Annotated in this window: 15 protein-coding genes; 6 read left to right on the plus strand and 9 right to left on the minus strand. The window is 67.1% G+C overall.

All coding sequences use genetic code 11. The features are described from left to right. Positions 1-71: 71 nt before the first annotated feature. Positions 72-923, plus strand: a complete 852-nt coding sequence (locus ACZY08_RS01350; RefSeq protein ID WP_463742822.1) for an SDR family oxidoreductase — start codon at positions 72-74, stop codon at positions 921-923. On the opposite strand, the gene ACZY08_RS01355 is transcribed toward ACZY08_RS01350, so the two are convergent. Genes ACZY08_RS01355 through ACZY08_RS01380 form a run of 6 tightly spaced genes read right to left on the minus strand, consistent with a single transcriptional unit; the run spans position 920 to position 5,011 of the window. Beyond that, positions 920-1,330, minus strand: coding sequence for a hypothetical protein (locus ACZY08_RS01355; RefSeq protein WP_463742823.1), 411 nt, complete (start codon positions 1,328-1,330; stop codon positions 920-922). The genes ACZY08_RS01350 and ACZY08_RS01355 overlap by 4 nt on opposite strands. A gap of 9 nt (positions 1,331-1,339) precedes the next feature. Next, positions 1,340-2,554: an O-succinylhomoserine sulfhydrylase gene (locus tag ACZY08_RS01360; protein ID WP_463742824.1), complete on the minus strand. Its 1,215-nt coding sequence runs from the start codon at positions 2,552-2,554 to the stop codon at positions 1,340-1,342. Positions 2,555-2,561: 7 nt separating this feature from the next. After that, positions 2,562-2,975 (minus strand): rhodanese-like domain-containing protein, encoded by a 414-nt coding sequence (locus tag ACZY08_RS01365; protein WP_463742825.1) that lies wholly within the window; start codon positions 2,973-2,975, stop codon positions 2,562-2,564. Then, positions 2,972-3,427, minus strand: coding sequence for an Rv0361 family membrane protein (locus ACZY08_RS01370; RefSeq protein ID WP_463742826.1), 456 nt, complete (start codon positions 3,425-3,427; stop codon positions 2,972-2,974). Before ACZY08_RS01370 ends, ACZY08_RS01365 begins: the two co-directional genes overlap by 4 nt. Positions 3,428-3,433: 6 nt before the next feature. Continuing rightward, positions 3,434-4,684 (minus strand): formate-dependent phosphoribosylglycinamide formyltransferase, encoded by a 1,251-nt coding sequence (gene purT, locus ACZY08_RS01375; protein WP_463742827.1) that lies wholly within the window; start codon positions 4,682-4,684, stop codon positions 3,434-3,436. Between the two features lie 24 nt (positions 4,685-4,708). Further along, the gene (locus tag ACZY08_RS01380; protein WP_463742828.1) at positions 4,709-5,011 is read right to left on the minus strand and encodes a UBP-type zinc finger domain-containing protein; all 303 of its coding nucleotides are present in this window, start codon (positions 5,009-5,011) and stop codon (positions 4,709-4,711) included. 43 nt (positions 5,012-5,054) lie between these two features. On the opposite strand from ACZY08_RS01380, the gene ACZY08_RS01385 reads away from it, so the two are divergent. Genes ACZY08_RS01385 through ACZY08_RS01405 form a run of 5 tightly spaced genes read left to right on the plus strand, consistent with a single transcriptional unit; the run spans position 5,055 to position 10,875 of the window. Next, positions 5,055-6,644, plus strand: coding sequence for a Na+/H+ antiporter (locus ACZY08_RS01385; protein WP_463742829.1), 1,590 nt, complete (start codon positions 5,055-5,057; stop codon positions 6,642-6,644). Continuing rightward, positions 6,637-8,643 (plus strand): MMPL family transporter, encoded by a 2,007-nt coding sequence (locus ACZY08_RS01390; protein WP_463742830.1) that lies wholly within the window; start codon positions 6,637-6,639, stop codon positions 8,641-8,643. The genes ACZY08_RS01385 and ACZY08_RS01390 overlap by 8 nt, the downstream gene beginning before the upstream one ends. 10 nt (positions 8,644-8,653) lie before the next feature. Beyond that, entirely contained in the window at positions 8,654-9,460 is an 807-nt protein-coding gene (locus tag ACZY08_RS01395; protein WP_463742831.1) for an alpha/beta fold hydrolase, read from the plus strand. Between the two features lie 9 nt (positions 9,461-9,469). Then, the gene (locus ACZY08_RS01400; RefSeq protein WP_463742832.1) at positions 9,470-10,675 is read left to right on the plus strand and encodes a cytochrome P450; all 1,206 of its coding nucleotides are present in this window, start codon (positions 9,470-9,472) and stop codon (positions 10,673-10,675) included. Positions 10,676-10,680: 5 nt separating this feature from the next. Then, entirely contained in the window at positions 10,681-10,875 is a 195-nt protein-coding gene (locus ACZY08_RS01405; RefSeq protein WP_463742833.1) for a ferredoxin, read from the plus strand. Here ACZY08_RS01405 and ACZY08_RS01410 read toward each other — a convergent pair. From ACZY08_RS01410 to ACZY08_RS01420, 3 genes are all read right to left on the minus strand, one after another. After that, a complete protein-coding gene (locus ACZY08_RS01410; RefSeq protein ID WP_463744102.1) occupies positions 10,862-11,320 on the minus strand; it encodes a nitroreductase family deazaflavin-dependent oxidoreductase in 459 nt (152 codons plus the stop codon). The genes ACZY08_RS01405 and ACZY08_RS01410 overlap by 14 nt on opposite strands. A 51-nt stretch (positions 11,321-11,371) precedes the next feature. Continuing rightward, the gene (locus ACZY08_RS01415) at positions 11,372-12,883 is read right to left on the minus strand and encodes an HNH endonuclease signature motif containing protein (RefSeq protein ID WP_463742834.1); all 1,512 of its coding nucleotides are present in this window, start codon (positions 12,881-12,883) and stop codon (positions 11,372-11,374) included. 92 nt (positions 12,884-12,975) lie between these two features. Further along, the gene (locus ACZY08_RS01420) at positions 12,976-13,647 is read right to left on the minus strand and encodes a hypothetical protein (protein WP_463742835.1); all 672 of its coding nucleotides are present in this window, start codon (positions 13,645-13,647) and stop codon (positions 12,976-12,978) included. Positions 13,648-13,706: the final 59 nt, after the last annotated feature.

Below are 13,706 nucleotides of genomic sequence, written 5' to 3' on the forward strand. Positions count from 1 at the left end.
CGCCCGCCCAGACTACGCCGCCTCGGCCACCCCCTTCCGCGCCAAACTTGACACGTGTAAAGTTCGGCGCCATGGACAACATCCGGGGCAAGACCATCGCGATCACCGGCGCCGCCCGCGGCATCGGTTACGCCACCGCCAAGGCCCTGCTGGCCAAAGGCGCCCGCGTCGTCATCGGCGACCGTGACGTCGCCCTTCAGGAGTCGGCCGTCGTCGAGCTGACCAAGCTCGGACAGGTCTCCGGCTACCCGCTCGACGTCACCGACCGGGAGTCCTTTGCGACATTCCTGGACAAGGCCCGTACCGACGGCGGCGGACACATCGACGTGCTGATCAACAACGCCGGTGTCATGCCGGTCGGCCCGTTCCTGGAACAGAGCGAACAGTCGATCCGGTCCAACATCGAGGTCAACGTGTACGGCGTGCTCACCGGCTGCCAGTTGGCGCTGCCGGAGATGGTGAAGCGCCGCAGCGGCCACGTCATCAACATCGCCTCGCTGTCGGGCCTGATCCCACTGCCGGGCCAGGTGGTCTACGTCGGCGCCAAGTACGCCGTCGTCGGACTGACCACCGCGCTCGCCGATGAAATGGCCCCGCACGGGGTGGACGTGTCGGTGGTCATGCCGCCGTTCACCAACACCGACCTGATTGCGGGCACCAAGTCCGGTGGAGCGATCAAGCCCGTCGAGCCCGAGGACATCGCCGCCGCCATCGTCAAAACCTTGAACAAGCCCAAGACCCACGTGTCAGTGCCGCCACCGCTGCGCTTCACCGCCCAGGCCGCGCAGATGCTGCCGCCCAAGGGCCGGCGCTGGATGAACAAGAAGCTGGGCCTGGACAACGTGTTCCTGGAGTTCGACGCCGCCGAACGCAAGAGCTACGAGGACCGGGCCCAGAAAGCTCAGGGAGTCATCGAAAGCTAGAACTTCGGCAGGGGTTGACCGGCGCGGTAGCCCTCGATCACGTCGAGGGCACCGCCGCGCAATTCGTCGTGGGTGAACTCGTAGCGCTCGACGCTGCCGACGAACACCACCCGCACGATCTCGCCGTCCTCGGCCGCGTCCAGCCACAGTGAGGTCACCGGGAGGCCGTCGGACACCTGGGCGCCGGACGGCTCGTAGAACCACACCGCATAGTCGTCGTTGGACTCGTCTTCGTCGAAAGTCCAGCCGCGGGCGGTGATTCGCTCATCGAACTCGGCCAGATCGGCGACGACGGCATCCGGGATGTCGGCCAATTGCTCGACGGACTCCGCCGACACCCGGTTCACGCCCCGGTCGGCCTGCCGCTTTTTGCGGCGGGCCTTCTTGGCATCGGAGCCCTTGGACACGTCTGACCCCTAGCTCAGCGCCTGGTCGAGATCGGCGATCAGATCCTCGGTGCCTTCCAGACCGATCGAGATGCGCACGACGCCGTCGCCCAGCCCGATCGCGGCGCGACCCTCCGGGCCCATGGCCCGGTGCGTGGTGGTGGCCGGGTGGGTGATCAGAGTCTTGGCGTCGCCGAGGTTGTTCGAGATGTCGATGACGCGCAGCTTGTCGAGCACCTCGAATGCGCGCGCCTTGCCATCGGTGCCCTTCAGCTCGAAGGTGATGACGGTGCCGCCACCACGCATCTGACGCTGGGCCAGGTCGTACTGCGGATGCGACTTCAAGAACGGGTACTTCACCCAGCTCACCGACGGGTGGCCTTCCAGGAACTCGGCGATCCGCTGCGCCGAGCGATTCGAATAGTCCACCCGGACCGCAAGCGTCTCAAGGCCTTTCAACAGCGTCCAGGCATTGAACGCGCTGATCGCCGGGCCGGTGTGGCGCATCAGCTTCTGCACCGGGCCGTCGATGTACTCCTTGTCGCCGAGGATCGCCCCGCCGAGCACGCGGCCCTGCCCGTCGATGTGCTTGGTGCCCGAATACACCACCACATCCGCGCCGAGCGGCATGCCCTGCTGCAACAGTGGCGTGGCGAAGACGTTGTCCAGCACCACCTTTGCGCCCGCGGCATGGGCCAGTTCGGACACCGCGGCAATATCCACCAGGGATTGCATCGGGTTGGACGGCGTCTCGAAGAACACCGCCGTCGTCGGCACCGAGAGTGCCTCTTCCCATTGCGCGAGGTCTTCGCCGTCGACGAACACCGTCTCCACACCCCAGCGCGGCAGGATCTCGTTGCACACCACGAAACACGACCCGAACAGGCTCCTGGCGGCCACCAGGCGGTCACCGGCACCCAGGAGTGCGCCCAGCGCGGTGAACACCGCTGCCATGCCGGTGGCCGTCGCGAAACATGCGGGCGCATCTTCGATGAGGCGCAGCCGCTCCTCGAACATCGAGATGGTCGGGTTGCCGTAGCGGGAGTAGACGAAGCGGTCGATCTCGCCGGTGAACGCCTGCTCGGCCGCGGACGCGGACTCGTAGACGTACCCCGAGGTCAGATACATCGCCTCGGCGGTTTCCTCGAACTCCGACCGCAGGAGACCGCCGCGCACACCGATGGTGGCCTGGCTCACGCCCTCGGGCAGGGCAGCCGGGATCCGGACAGATGGGATGTCAGTCATCGAACTCTCAACTTTGTTTCCAAGGCAGACCAACGGCCTTCCAGCCGGTACCGCCGCGGTGGCGGTTCTCGTCGAGATTGCCCTCGAAGCCGTCGAGGATGTTGTAGGACGGCGCGATACCGGCCGCGGTGGCGGCCTCGGCAGCGCCGATCGAGCGATTGCCGGAGCGACAGAGGAAAACCACCGGCCGCTCCCCCGGCGTCACTCCGGAAGCCTGGAGATCGTCGACGAACGCATCGTTGTGGCCGCCGTCGGTCCGGTTCCACTCCACGTACACCGCGTCACGCTCGAGGCTGGACAGATCCGGCACCCCGACGAAGCGCCACTCAGCGTCGGTACGACAGTCCACCAGCACGGCCTCGGAATTCTCACTCAGAAGCTTCCAGGCCTCCTCAGGCGTGATGTCTCCTGCATAGCTCACGGGCGTGAGTCTCCCATACTCGAACAGACGCGCCATTCGCCGTCCTCACGCACAAAGGCCGTCTCGGTGTTCACCTTGGCGTCCGGGGTATTGCCGAAGTGGTAGACCACCTTCGCGGTGGCGCGGTCACCCTCGACCTGCACCGCGGAGACATCGTCGACATACCTGGCGCCCTGCTTGGCTACCGAATCACGCTGCCGGGCAATGAAATCTGCCTCGGTGCCGCGTTGCGCGGCGCAGGTGTGAACCGAGAATTCGCCGAAGTTCTCGCGCTGCAGGGCGTCGTTCTGGCCGACCGCTGCGAGGCTGACCTTCTGCTCCTCGCTGCGCCCGTCGCTGCCGAAGACGTTGAGCAGAACGACAACGATCACCACGAGCACAATGACGGCCAGCGCGCCGAGAAAGGGCGCCATCGTGGGCCGATCCTCGGTGTCGTCGGTGTCCTCAGCCATTCCCGGCTACCACAGCTTGCGCAGCGCAGAACCGACCCGGCGGGCACGGTCACGGGCAATGATCACATCCGGCGCGGTGGCCAGTGCGACCCCGAGGCGCCGTGGGGCCTCGGATTCGCCCGGCCGACCGAACAACCGCACATCACTTTCCGACGTGGCCAGCGCCTCGGACAACACACCGCTGATGTCGGCCGCCAGCTCGCCGGCATCGGCCCCGCCGTAGCTGACCTCGGCGGCTGCCGGGGAGATCATGATGGTGTCCACCGCCAGACCCAGAATCGCCCTGGCGTGCAGCTCGAACTCCGACAACCGCTGCGACCGCAGCGTCACCAGCCCACTGTCGTGCGGCCGGATCCGGACATCGGAGAAGTACACGTCGTCGCCCTGAACCAGCAGCTCGACACCGAACACCCCGCGTCCGCCCAACGAGTTGACGATCCGCGCGGAGATGGACTTCGCGGCGTCCAGCGCGGCCGGCGACAGGGGCTGAGGCTGCCACGACTCCAGCACGTCCGCACCGACCTGACGGTGCCCGATCGGCTCGCAGAACTGCACGCCGGCACCCGACGGCCCGGCCGTGCGCACCGTCAACATCGTGATCTCGTATTCGACCTCGACCACGGACTCGGCCAACACGCGGTTCTGGGCGATGTGTCCGGCGGTGGTCGCACGCTGCCAGGCTGGTTCGACGTCGTCGGGTCGCAGTAGCACCGACTCACCGTCGCGTTGCGCGCCCACTACCGGCTTGACCACCAACGGGAAGCCGGCATGCTCGGCCACCGCGGTCAGTTCCTCGACCGAACCGGCGAACCAGAACGGCACCGTGGGCAGGCCCAGCTCGTCCGACGCCAGCCGGCGCAGACCTTCACGGTCCTGGCTGAGCCGGATGCTACGCGGGGCAGGCAGAACCTCGATACCGCCCCGCTCGGCCACCGCGACCAGGGCGTCGGCAGCGATGACGCCGGACTCGGCCACCACGTAACGTGGCTTCTCCCGCTCGATCAGCGCGGCGAGTTCCTCGGCGTCGTTCATCTTGATCACCGCCGAGCGGTCCGCGACGCCGTGCGCCGGGGCGTAGTACCGGTCCGCGGCCACCACGACACCGCCGAGCCGCTGGAACGCCAGCGCGAGCTCCCGGCTCAACTCGCCCGAGCCCAGCAGCAGCACCGTCGCCGCGGGGTCGGTGGGCTTGTCGGCGCCCGCTTCGGCGCCGTCGACCTGATCTTCGGTCTGCACGTCCTCTATCGATTCACTCATCGCACGCACCAGCCTGCCAGATCGTCAACCGACCCGATGGTCGATATAGCACCAACGCCAACTCTCGCCCGGTTCCGCCGAGCGCATCACCGGATGACCGCTTTGCTGAAAGTGCTTGGTGGCATGCTGATGCGGGCTCGAGTCACAGCAACCGACGTGACCGCACGTCACACACATCCTCAGATGGGCCCAGCTGTTCTCGCCGTCTTCCTCGCATTCCTGGCACTGTCCGGGAGTCAACGGTTGCGGCTCGGGGACCTCTGCATCGAGATGTTCACAGGTGCGAGGCGTCGGACTCTGCTCACGCCGACGTGATCTCCTCAACATGTTGATCAAGGATAGGCACGGCACAAGAAGGAGGAACGACAACGTGGGTGCCTCACTCCTGGCGGCCCTGGTCGCCGCGATCCTGCTGGCCGCCGTCGCCCGCCGCTTCGACGTCTCGGCGCCGTTGGCGCTGGTGGTGGCCGGGCTGGCCGGCAGCACGCTGCCCGCCTTCCACGACGTCCAGCTGGATCCCGACCTGGTGCTCTTCGTGATCCTGCCCCCACTGCTGTGGTCGGCGGGACTGGAGAGCAGCTACGTGGCGCTGCGCCGCAACATCCGGCCGATCGGGCTGCTCGCCGTCGGGCTACCGCTGGCCACGACGTTCGCTGTCGGCATCGTCGCGTTTCACACCGTGCCCGAACTCACCATCGCAGCGGCCCTCACCCTCGGCGCCATCGTCGCCCCGCCCGACGCGGTCTCGGCCACCGCGGTCGGCCGTCGCCTCGGTCTGCCCCGACGCACCATGACCCTGCTCGGTGGGGAAAGCCTGCTCAACGACGCCACCGCGCTGACCGCCTACAAGGTGGCGCTCGGAGCCGCCATCGGCACGGCCGCCAGCTGGGGCGACGGCCTGGCCACCTTCGGGTTGGCCGCAGTCGGCGGCACCGTGGTCGGCGGTGTGATCGGCATGGTGGTGCACTTCATCCGCACCCGCCTCGACGATCCCCTGGTCGAGAGCGCCATCGGCCTGATCGCACCGTTCTTCACCTACCTGCTGGCCGAGGAGATCCACGGCTCCGGCGTGATCGCCGTGGTGGTGGCGGCGTTGATCCTGGGCCAGCGGGAGACACAGGCCGGCTACGCCACCCGGCTGCAGGACAAGGCGGTGTGGAAGGCCCTGCAGCTGATCCTCGAATCGTTCGCGTTCCTGCTGATCGGCCTGCAGCTGCCGAAGGTGATCAGCGAGCTGGCCGGTATCTCGGCGGCCACCCTGGCGATCTCGTCGGCGGCCGTGCTCGCCACCGTGATCGGGGTGCGCATCGTGTGGGTGTACGTCTCGACCTATCTGCCCCGTGTGCTGTCCAAGAAGCTGTGCGCGCGCGAGACGGCACCGACGAGCGGTCAGGTGTTCGTCGTCGCCTGGGCGGGCATGCGGGGCGTGGTGTCGTTGGCCGCGGCGTTCGGTGTTCCGGCCACCACGCTGGCAGGCGATCCGTTCCCCGGCCGCCCGCAGTTGGTGTTCCTCACCTTTGTGGTCGTGGTCGGCACGCTGTTGCTGCACGGCTTGACCTTGCCCTGGTTCATCCGGGTGCTCGGGGCCCAGGGGGACGAGGCGCACAGCGACGCCGTCGCCACAGCCGCGGCGCAGGACAAGGCGGCCCGGGCCGCCGCTGAACGGCTCGACGCCCTGATGTCCGAACAGTCAGCCACCGATGTGCCCGAACGTGCCGCCGACGTCCTGCGGGCATGGAACACCCGGCGCCGCAATGCCGCCTGGGAACGTCTGGGCCGTGACGACGCCGACATCGGGGAGAGCCCGACGTCGGCATTCCGCCGGTTACGCCTCGAAATGCTTGCCGCCGAACGGGACACGTTCATCGCCGAACGCGATGCGGGACACATCGACGACGAGGTTCTGCGTACTGTGCTCCATGGGCTCGACTTGGAAGAGGCGACACTGAATCGTGATTAGGCGTCTGGCGTGGCTCGCGGTGTTGGTCGTGATCGTCTCGGGCGCGCTACTGGGCCTGCTCAGCGGCAGCGAGGCCGCCTCGCAGTCGCCGGTCGCCGTTCCGTCCGATGCCGAGTCGGCACGGGCTGACGCGCTGCGGGCCGAATTCCCCGGCGGAGATCAGGTACCGGCGATCCTGGTGGTGACCCGCACCGACGGCGGTGAACTCACCAGCAGCGACGTCGACGCCACCGCGGACGCACGCCACCGGATGACCGATGCACCGGGGCCGCCCGTAGTGGTCGCCGATGACGGCAAGGCCGCGGTGGCCACCGTGCCGTTGAAGGCCGACCTGTCCGGTTTCGGGCTGAACGACGCCGTCAAGGATCTGCGCGCCACCGCGGCCAACGGCCTCCCGGCCGGGCTGCGGGCCGAGATCACCGGAGGCCCGGCGTTCGGTGCCGACATCGCCAATTCGTTTGCCGGAGCGAACATCACACTGCTCGCGGTGACGGCGGCGGTGGTGGCCCTGCTGCTCATCGTCACCTACCGCTCACCCGTGCTGTGGCTGGTGCCGCTGCTGGTCATCGCCTTCGCCGACCGCGTCGGTGCCGTCGTCGGGACCGCGGTGGCCTCCGGGCTGGGCCTGAGCCCCGACGGGTCCACCTCGGGTATCACGAGCGTGCTGGTATTCGGCGCGGGCACCAACTATGCGTTGCTGTTGATTTCACGCTACCGAGAGGAACTCGGGCGCACCGAGCAGCATCGCGCGGCCCTGGTGACGGCGGTGCGTGCCGCCGCCCCGGCGATCGTCGCCAGTAACGCGACCGTGGTGCTGGCCCTGCTGACCCTGCTGTTCGCCTCCGCACCCAGCAACCGCAGCCTCGGCGTGCAGGCCGCATCGGGTCTGGTGGTCGCCGCGATCTTCGTCATGGTCGTGCTGCCGCCGTTGCTCGCGCTGTGCGGCAAGCGACTGTTCTGGCCGTTCATTCCGCAAGTGGGTGCCACGCCACTGACCGAAAGCGGTGTCTGGCACCGGGTTGCGGACTCGGTGGCCCGCAAACCGGCCCGCGTGGCGGTGGCCTCGCTGGCCGGCCTGGCCGTCCTGTGCACCGCCCTGTTGTCCACCCCGATCGGGCTGACCCAGACAGAGCAGTTCCGGGTGCAGGCCGAATCGGTGACCGGCTATCAGACACTGGCCGCCCACTTCCCGAGCGGTCTCACCGACCCCACGCGCGTCGTCGCGTCCACAGCCAAAGCCGGTGCGGTGCAGCGCGCAATCACCGACACCCCCGACGTCGTCTCCGCCACCCCTGCAGGCCAATCCCCAACCGGGCTGACCCAATGGTCGGTCGTACTCAAGGCCGAACCTGCCTCCGACGAAGCCTTCGAAACCATTGACGCCCTGCGTGATTCAGTACATTCGGCGGACCGCACCGCGTTGGTGGGCGGGTCCGACGCCCAGGCCAGGGACATCGCCAAAGCAGCGCAGCGTGACCGGCTGGTGGTGATCCCGGCGATCCTGGCGGTGGTGCTGGCCGTGCTCTACCTGCTGCTGCGGTCGGTGTTCGCGCCGCTGGTACTGGTCGGGGTCACGGTGCTCAGCGCACTGGCCGCACTCGGACTGGGCGGCTGGGCCAGCGTTCACATATTCGGATTCCCGGCCCTGGACAACAGCACCCCGCTGTTCGCCTTCCTGTTCCTGGTGGCCCTCGGCGTGGACTACACGATCTTCCTGGTCACCCGGGCTCGCGAAGAGACACCGGAGTACGGAACTCGGCAGGGCATCGTGCGTGCCGTGTCGGCCACCGGAGCGGTGATCACCAGCGCCGGTGTGGTGCTGGCGGCAGTGTTCTGCGTTTTGGGTGTGCTGCCGCTGATCGTGCTGACCCAACTGGGCATCATCGTCGGTCTGGGCATCCTGCTGGACACGTTCGTGGTCCGCACCGTGATCATTCCTGCCCTGTTCACATTGATCGGCCCGCGGATCTGGTGGCCGGGACTACGTGCCGACCGCTAGCTTGGCAGGTGTGCAGGAGCTGCGAGTGCCGACGAAACTCGGCCGCCTTCGCGTCCAGGTCCGCGGTGACGGCGATGCCGTCCTGTTTTGGCCGAGCCTGCTGATGACCGGCGACATGTGGGCCGGGCAGGTGCAGGAGTTCGAGCCCGATCACCGGGTCATCGTCGTCGACCCGCCCGGTCACGGCGGCAGCGAAAAGCTCACGGCCCCCTTCAGTTTCACCGACTGCGCCGATGTCGTCGCCGACATTCTCGACGGCGCGGGCGTCGAACGCACGCACTTCGTCGGCAACTCGTGGGGCGGGATGATCGGTGGAACGTTCGCGGCCTTGCACCCGAGCCGCATCGGCCGTGCCGTGTTGATGAACTGCACGGCGTCACCCGCCGGGCGAGCGCAGAAGTTGGAGTACGGCCTGCTGCTGCGGATGGCCAAAACGCTCAGGGGTATCCGCGGTCCCCTCACCCGACCGGTGCTCGCGGCGTTCCTGGGCCCGACGACGTTTCACACGCGTCCCGAGGTGGTCAGCTTCGTGCGGAACGCCGTGCACCGCGTCGACGTCGATTCCGCCGCGTGGGCGGTGCAGAGCGTGGTACCGCAGCGCCCGGACCAGCGGACGTTGCTCTCCCGCGTTAAGGCACCGGTGCTCGTGGTCGCCGGCGCCGAAGACGCGACGTTCCCGCTGCGGGAGACCATCGCGATGGCCGACGCCATTCCGGGGGCCGACGTGACGGTGCTCGACGGCGTCGCACACCTGGCCGCGCTGGAGAATCCCCGCCTCGTCAACACGTTGATCAGGCAGTTCCTGGCACGCGAGTAGCGTCGTGGCATGACTGGGCCGACGACGCTGCCGCCATTGCACATGCGGCGCAATGCCTTCGACCCGACCCCGGACCTGCGTGAGATCCGTGAGACCGACGGGGTGCGCAAGATCATCAGTGCGCTCGGCAACGCCGTGTATTTGGTCACCCGCCACGAGGACGTCAAGGCGATGCTGGGTGATCACGAACGGTTCTCCAACAGCAGACCACCCGGTTTCACCCTGCCCGGCGCGCCGGCGATGTCCGACGAGGAGCTGGCCAGCGCACGGGCAGGCAACCTGCTGGGCCTTGACCCGCCCGAACACCAGCGGCTGCGCCGGATGCTCACGGCGGAGTTCACCATCCGCCGGATGAAACGCCTGGAACCTCGCATCCTCGAGATCGTCGACTCCCGGCTCGATGCGATGGCGGCGGCCGGCGCACCCTCGGATCTGGTGGCCGACTTTGCGCTTCCCATCCCCTCTCTGGTGATCTGCGAACTGCTCGGCGTGCCCTACGAGGATCGCGACGACTTTCAGCAACGGTCCACACACCAGCTCGACCTGTCCCTTCCCATCGCGGAACGTCTTGCACTGCAACAGCAGAGCCGTGACTACATGCGCGGCCTCGTCGCGCGGGCCCGCCGCGATCCGGGCGAGGACATCCTCGGCATGCTGGTGCGCGACCATGGCGGCGAGCTGACTGACGACGAACTCGTCGGCATCGCCGGGCTGCTGCTGCTCGCCGGGCATGAAACCACGTCGAACATGCTGGGCCTCGGTGTCCTGGCATTGCTGCGCCACCCCGACCAGCTGGCCGCAGTCCGCGACGATCCGGATGCAGTCGGCCCCGCTGTCGAGGAACTGCTGCGCTGGCTGTCCATCGTGCAGAACGCCATCCCGCGCTTCACCACCACCGAGGTCGAAGTTGCCGGCGTGCGGATTCCCGCGGGCGAGTTGGTCTTTGCCTCATTGCCCGCGGGCAATCGGGACCCGGACTTCATCCACACCCCTGACACGCTCGACATCGGCCGCGGCGCACCCGGCCATCTGGCCTTCGGCCACGGCGTTCACCATTGCCTCGGCGCTCCGCTGGCCCGCATGGAGATGCGGATCGCCTTCCCGGCCCTGCTGCAACGGTTCCCGGACCTCGCCTTGGCCGAGCCGTTCGACGACGTCGCCTACCGGTCTTTCCACTTCATCTACGGGCTCAAATCGTTGGCGGTAACGTGGTGAGTGCCATGAAAGTAGAACCAGATCGGGACGCCTGTATCGCATCGGGCAACTGCGTGATGGTCTCCGACATCATCTTCGATCAGGACGATGACGGCGTGGTCGAAGTCCTCGTCGATGAGGTGCCCGACGATGAGATCGCGCATGCACGCGAGGCCGTCAAGCTATGCCCGGCATCGGCATTGAAGCTCACCGGGGAGTGACGTCGGGCGTCAGGACGATCACCGGAATCGGCCGCGACGTTCGCTTCTGATATCCGATGTAGCGGTCCTTGTTCCCTGGCATGTCATTGACGATCCCCCACAGCCGCGGATAGTCAGCACCGTCTGGAAACACGGGTTTGGCGGTCGCTTTCAGCCGCTTCGGGCCGATGTTGATCTCCACGCGGGGATTGGCCTTCAAGTTGTGATACCACCCGGGTGCGGTTGGTTCGCCACCCTTTGACGCCACAACCAGATAGTCGTCTCCGTCGCGGGCGTAGGCGAGCGAATTGGCCCGCTGCTGACCGGTCTTGGCTCCCACGGTGTGCAGGATCAGGGTCGGAGGACCGCCGGGGATGTGATGCCCGATCCGTCCGCCTGTGGCCTTGTAGACCTTGTCGTGCAGCATCAGCATCGGCAAGCCGATGTACTTCTCCCACCACGGCATGCTCATGCGCCAATCCTGCTCGGCATTTCGAGGTAACGCCAGTGCTGGCGCTCAGAAGGGTGGTGGCGGTCCGTATTCTTCGGCGATCCAGGCTTGGAAGTCGCGTTCGAATTCGATGTCGCCGTTGAGTTCGGCGCGTAGCCGGCGTTCTTCGGCGATGCGGTCTTGGCGGTCTTGTTCGCGGGTTTGTCGGCGGGTCGGCATCTTCGCGCACCGGTTCGTCTCTGGCGCTTGCGGCTCGGGCTCGGGGAGGTTCAGGTTCCCGGTGGGTTGGCCCAGGGTCGGGAACATCGCGCCGCCGTGGGGTTCGGTGAGATACGTGTGTCCGGTGGGTGAGCTGAATTCGATGGTGCCGTCAGGATATTGGCGGTCCGACCAGCCGGGGCAGAACGTTTTAACCAGGTGGTGTGCGCGGCAATAGAGCTTGGTGTTGGAGGGGTGGGTCGGGCCCAGGGGGTAGGGCACCGTGTGGTCGATATCGCAGCGTTCGACGGGGGCATCACAGCCGGGGAAGCGGCAGGTGAGATCGCGGAACCGGATGAACTCCGACAATGCTGCTGACGGCCGGTACTGCGGCTCAGCCGCGCCGGCGTCAGCGTTCTCGGTGTGGGCCGTCAGCGCAGTGTTCTCGGTGTGTGTGTCGGTGCCGGTGTGTGTGCCGGTGTCAGTGGCGGGCACCACCACCGGTTTGTGTTTGGCGTTGGCGGCCAGGTCACGCACCGTCTCGGCGGGCAGGATCCCATAGCCGGGCAGATACCCCGGATCATCAGAGGTGCCGTCTAGGGTCGACTCGGTGGCCAACACATGGACCATTGCAGCAGTGGCCGCGGCCCGCTGCTGGCCGGCCGGGCAGTCCGGTAACCCGCACAGGCATTGCAGTTGGGACTGCAGGCGGGCCAGCGGACCGATCGCATCGGCGCGGCGTTGGGCATGGGTGCGCGGATCGTGCTCGCACACCGTGTCGGCCAACGCGTCCAGCCGTTGATCCAGGGCGGCCCCGTCGGTGACGTCCAGATTGGCCCACACGGTGGCCTTGCCCGGGCTGCCCACCTCGACCTGAACAAACCGTTCCTCGGCCACATTGGGTGGCACCCGTACCCCGTGGGGGTCGAGTTTGGCGATCCACTGATCGATCCGGTCGCGGAGCTGGTTTTCGGACAGGCGCATCCACCGGTGTGCGCGGGTGGCCAGTTCCTCATCCAACCCCGCCCACACCGAGGGGTCCACGATGCCGGTGCGGGCAATGATCATCTGCACCACCCGATAGTCGATGTCCCCGGTGGCGAAGCGGGCCGCGACCAGGGGCAGTTTGTCGCGCAACACCCGGGCGTGGTGGATCTGGGTGCCGGCCCGGTGCCGGCTGATCCGCAGGGCAGCCGAGATTTCGGCGGCCACCTCGGCGAAGGGGTCGGTGGTCCAAAAGATCGATTCGGCCAGTTCGTGTGCGCGGCGGGTGTCGAGTTCCCCGATCGCCGCCAGGCGGCCCGCGATCGCCGCCGATTCGGCCCGCGCCCCGACACTGACCCGGTCGATCAGGTCAGCAGCAGAATCGGTGTCGAACACATGTTCGATTATGCCACAGCGGGCAGACAAACGATGGTGTCTCAGGACATCGGTGACAGTTGCGGGCGCTTGGAGCCGGCCGGTGATGAGAGCTACGCGGATTCCTCGCGTTCGCCCGGCAGGTCGATCACCCCGGCCCGGATCAGGATCAGGAGACTGACCGCAAACACCCAGAGTGGGAACGCCAGCACGATCCACATGCTGACATTGCCGGCGACCAGAAGCGCCACGGCAACAAGGTAAGTCGCGTATACGAGCGGGCGCGGCATCAGGCCGGTCTTCAACCAGATCGTCGCCAACGACATCATGAACACCGCCGCCATCCGGACGCCGTAGGTCTTACTCAACGCCATCAATACCATTTGCCCGAACGTGGCGACGTGACTGTAGGAGGTGGCGTCGGCAATGCCTGCCCGGCTGGCGATCAGCCCGGCACCCACGGCCGAGGAAACGAACATCGTCGCCAGGAAGAGGATTCCGCTGCCGAGGAACACCGAAGAGAAGAACCGGTCCTCATAGCGGCCGAAGCCGTCGCGCACCACCCCGATGAACCACAGGAACGCGATACCTGCGAACGGCATCAACACCGACGCGACCCGCAAGCGGGTAGTCGCGCCGTCGACCCATTGCGAGCCCGGCTCCGCGCCCTCGGGCAACGCAGTACGGATCATCACGAGGGCCACCCCGAACAGCACTGCGAACAGTACGCCGGCCAATGCCGCCGCCCGCGGCGTCGACAAGCGGTGCAAATGTTGTTGAACCACGGCGTCATAGTGACACTCCGAGCCCCAAACTGCGATGAGATCGGCCCCTTTAATATGAC

The organism is Mycobacterium sp. IDUB_9 (assembly GCF_055419505.1).

Excerpts from the sequence above, each read along its gene's own strand:
- purT (WP_463742827.1), bottom strand. The coding sequence starts at position 4,684 with ATGAGTGAATCGATAGAGGACGTGCAGACCGAAGATCAGGTCGACGGC.
- ACZY08_RS01380 (WP_463742828.1), bottom strand. The coding sequence starts at position 5,011 with ATGTTGAGGAGATCACGTCGGCGTGAGCAGAGTCCGACGCCTCGCACC.
- ACZY08_RS01360 (WP_463742824.1), bottom strand. The coding sequence starts at position 2,554 with ATGACTGACATCCCATCTGTCCGGATCCCGGCTGCCCTGCCCGAGGGC.
- ACZY08_RS01400 (WP_463742832.1), top strand. The coding sequence starts at position 9,470 with ATGACTGGGCCGACGACGCTGCCGCCATTGCACATGCGGCGCAATGCC.
- ACZY08_RS01410 (WP_463744102.1), bottom strand. The coding sequence starts at position 11,320 with ATGCCGTGGTGGGAGAAGTACATCGGCTTGCCGATGCTGATGCTGCAC.
- ACZY08_RS01350 (WP_463742822.1), top strand. The coding sequence starts at position 72 with ATGGACAACATCCGGGGCAAGACCATCGCGATCACCGGCGCCGCCCGC.
- ACZY08_RS01370 (WP_463742826.1), bottom strand. The coding sequence starts at position 3,427 with ATGGCTGAGGACACCGACGACACCGAGGATCGGCCCACGATGGCGCCC.
- ACZY08_RS01405 (WP_463742833.1), top strand. The coding sequence starts at position 10,681 with ATGAAAGTAGAACCAGATCGGGACGCCTGTATCGCATCGGGCAACTGC.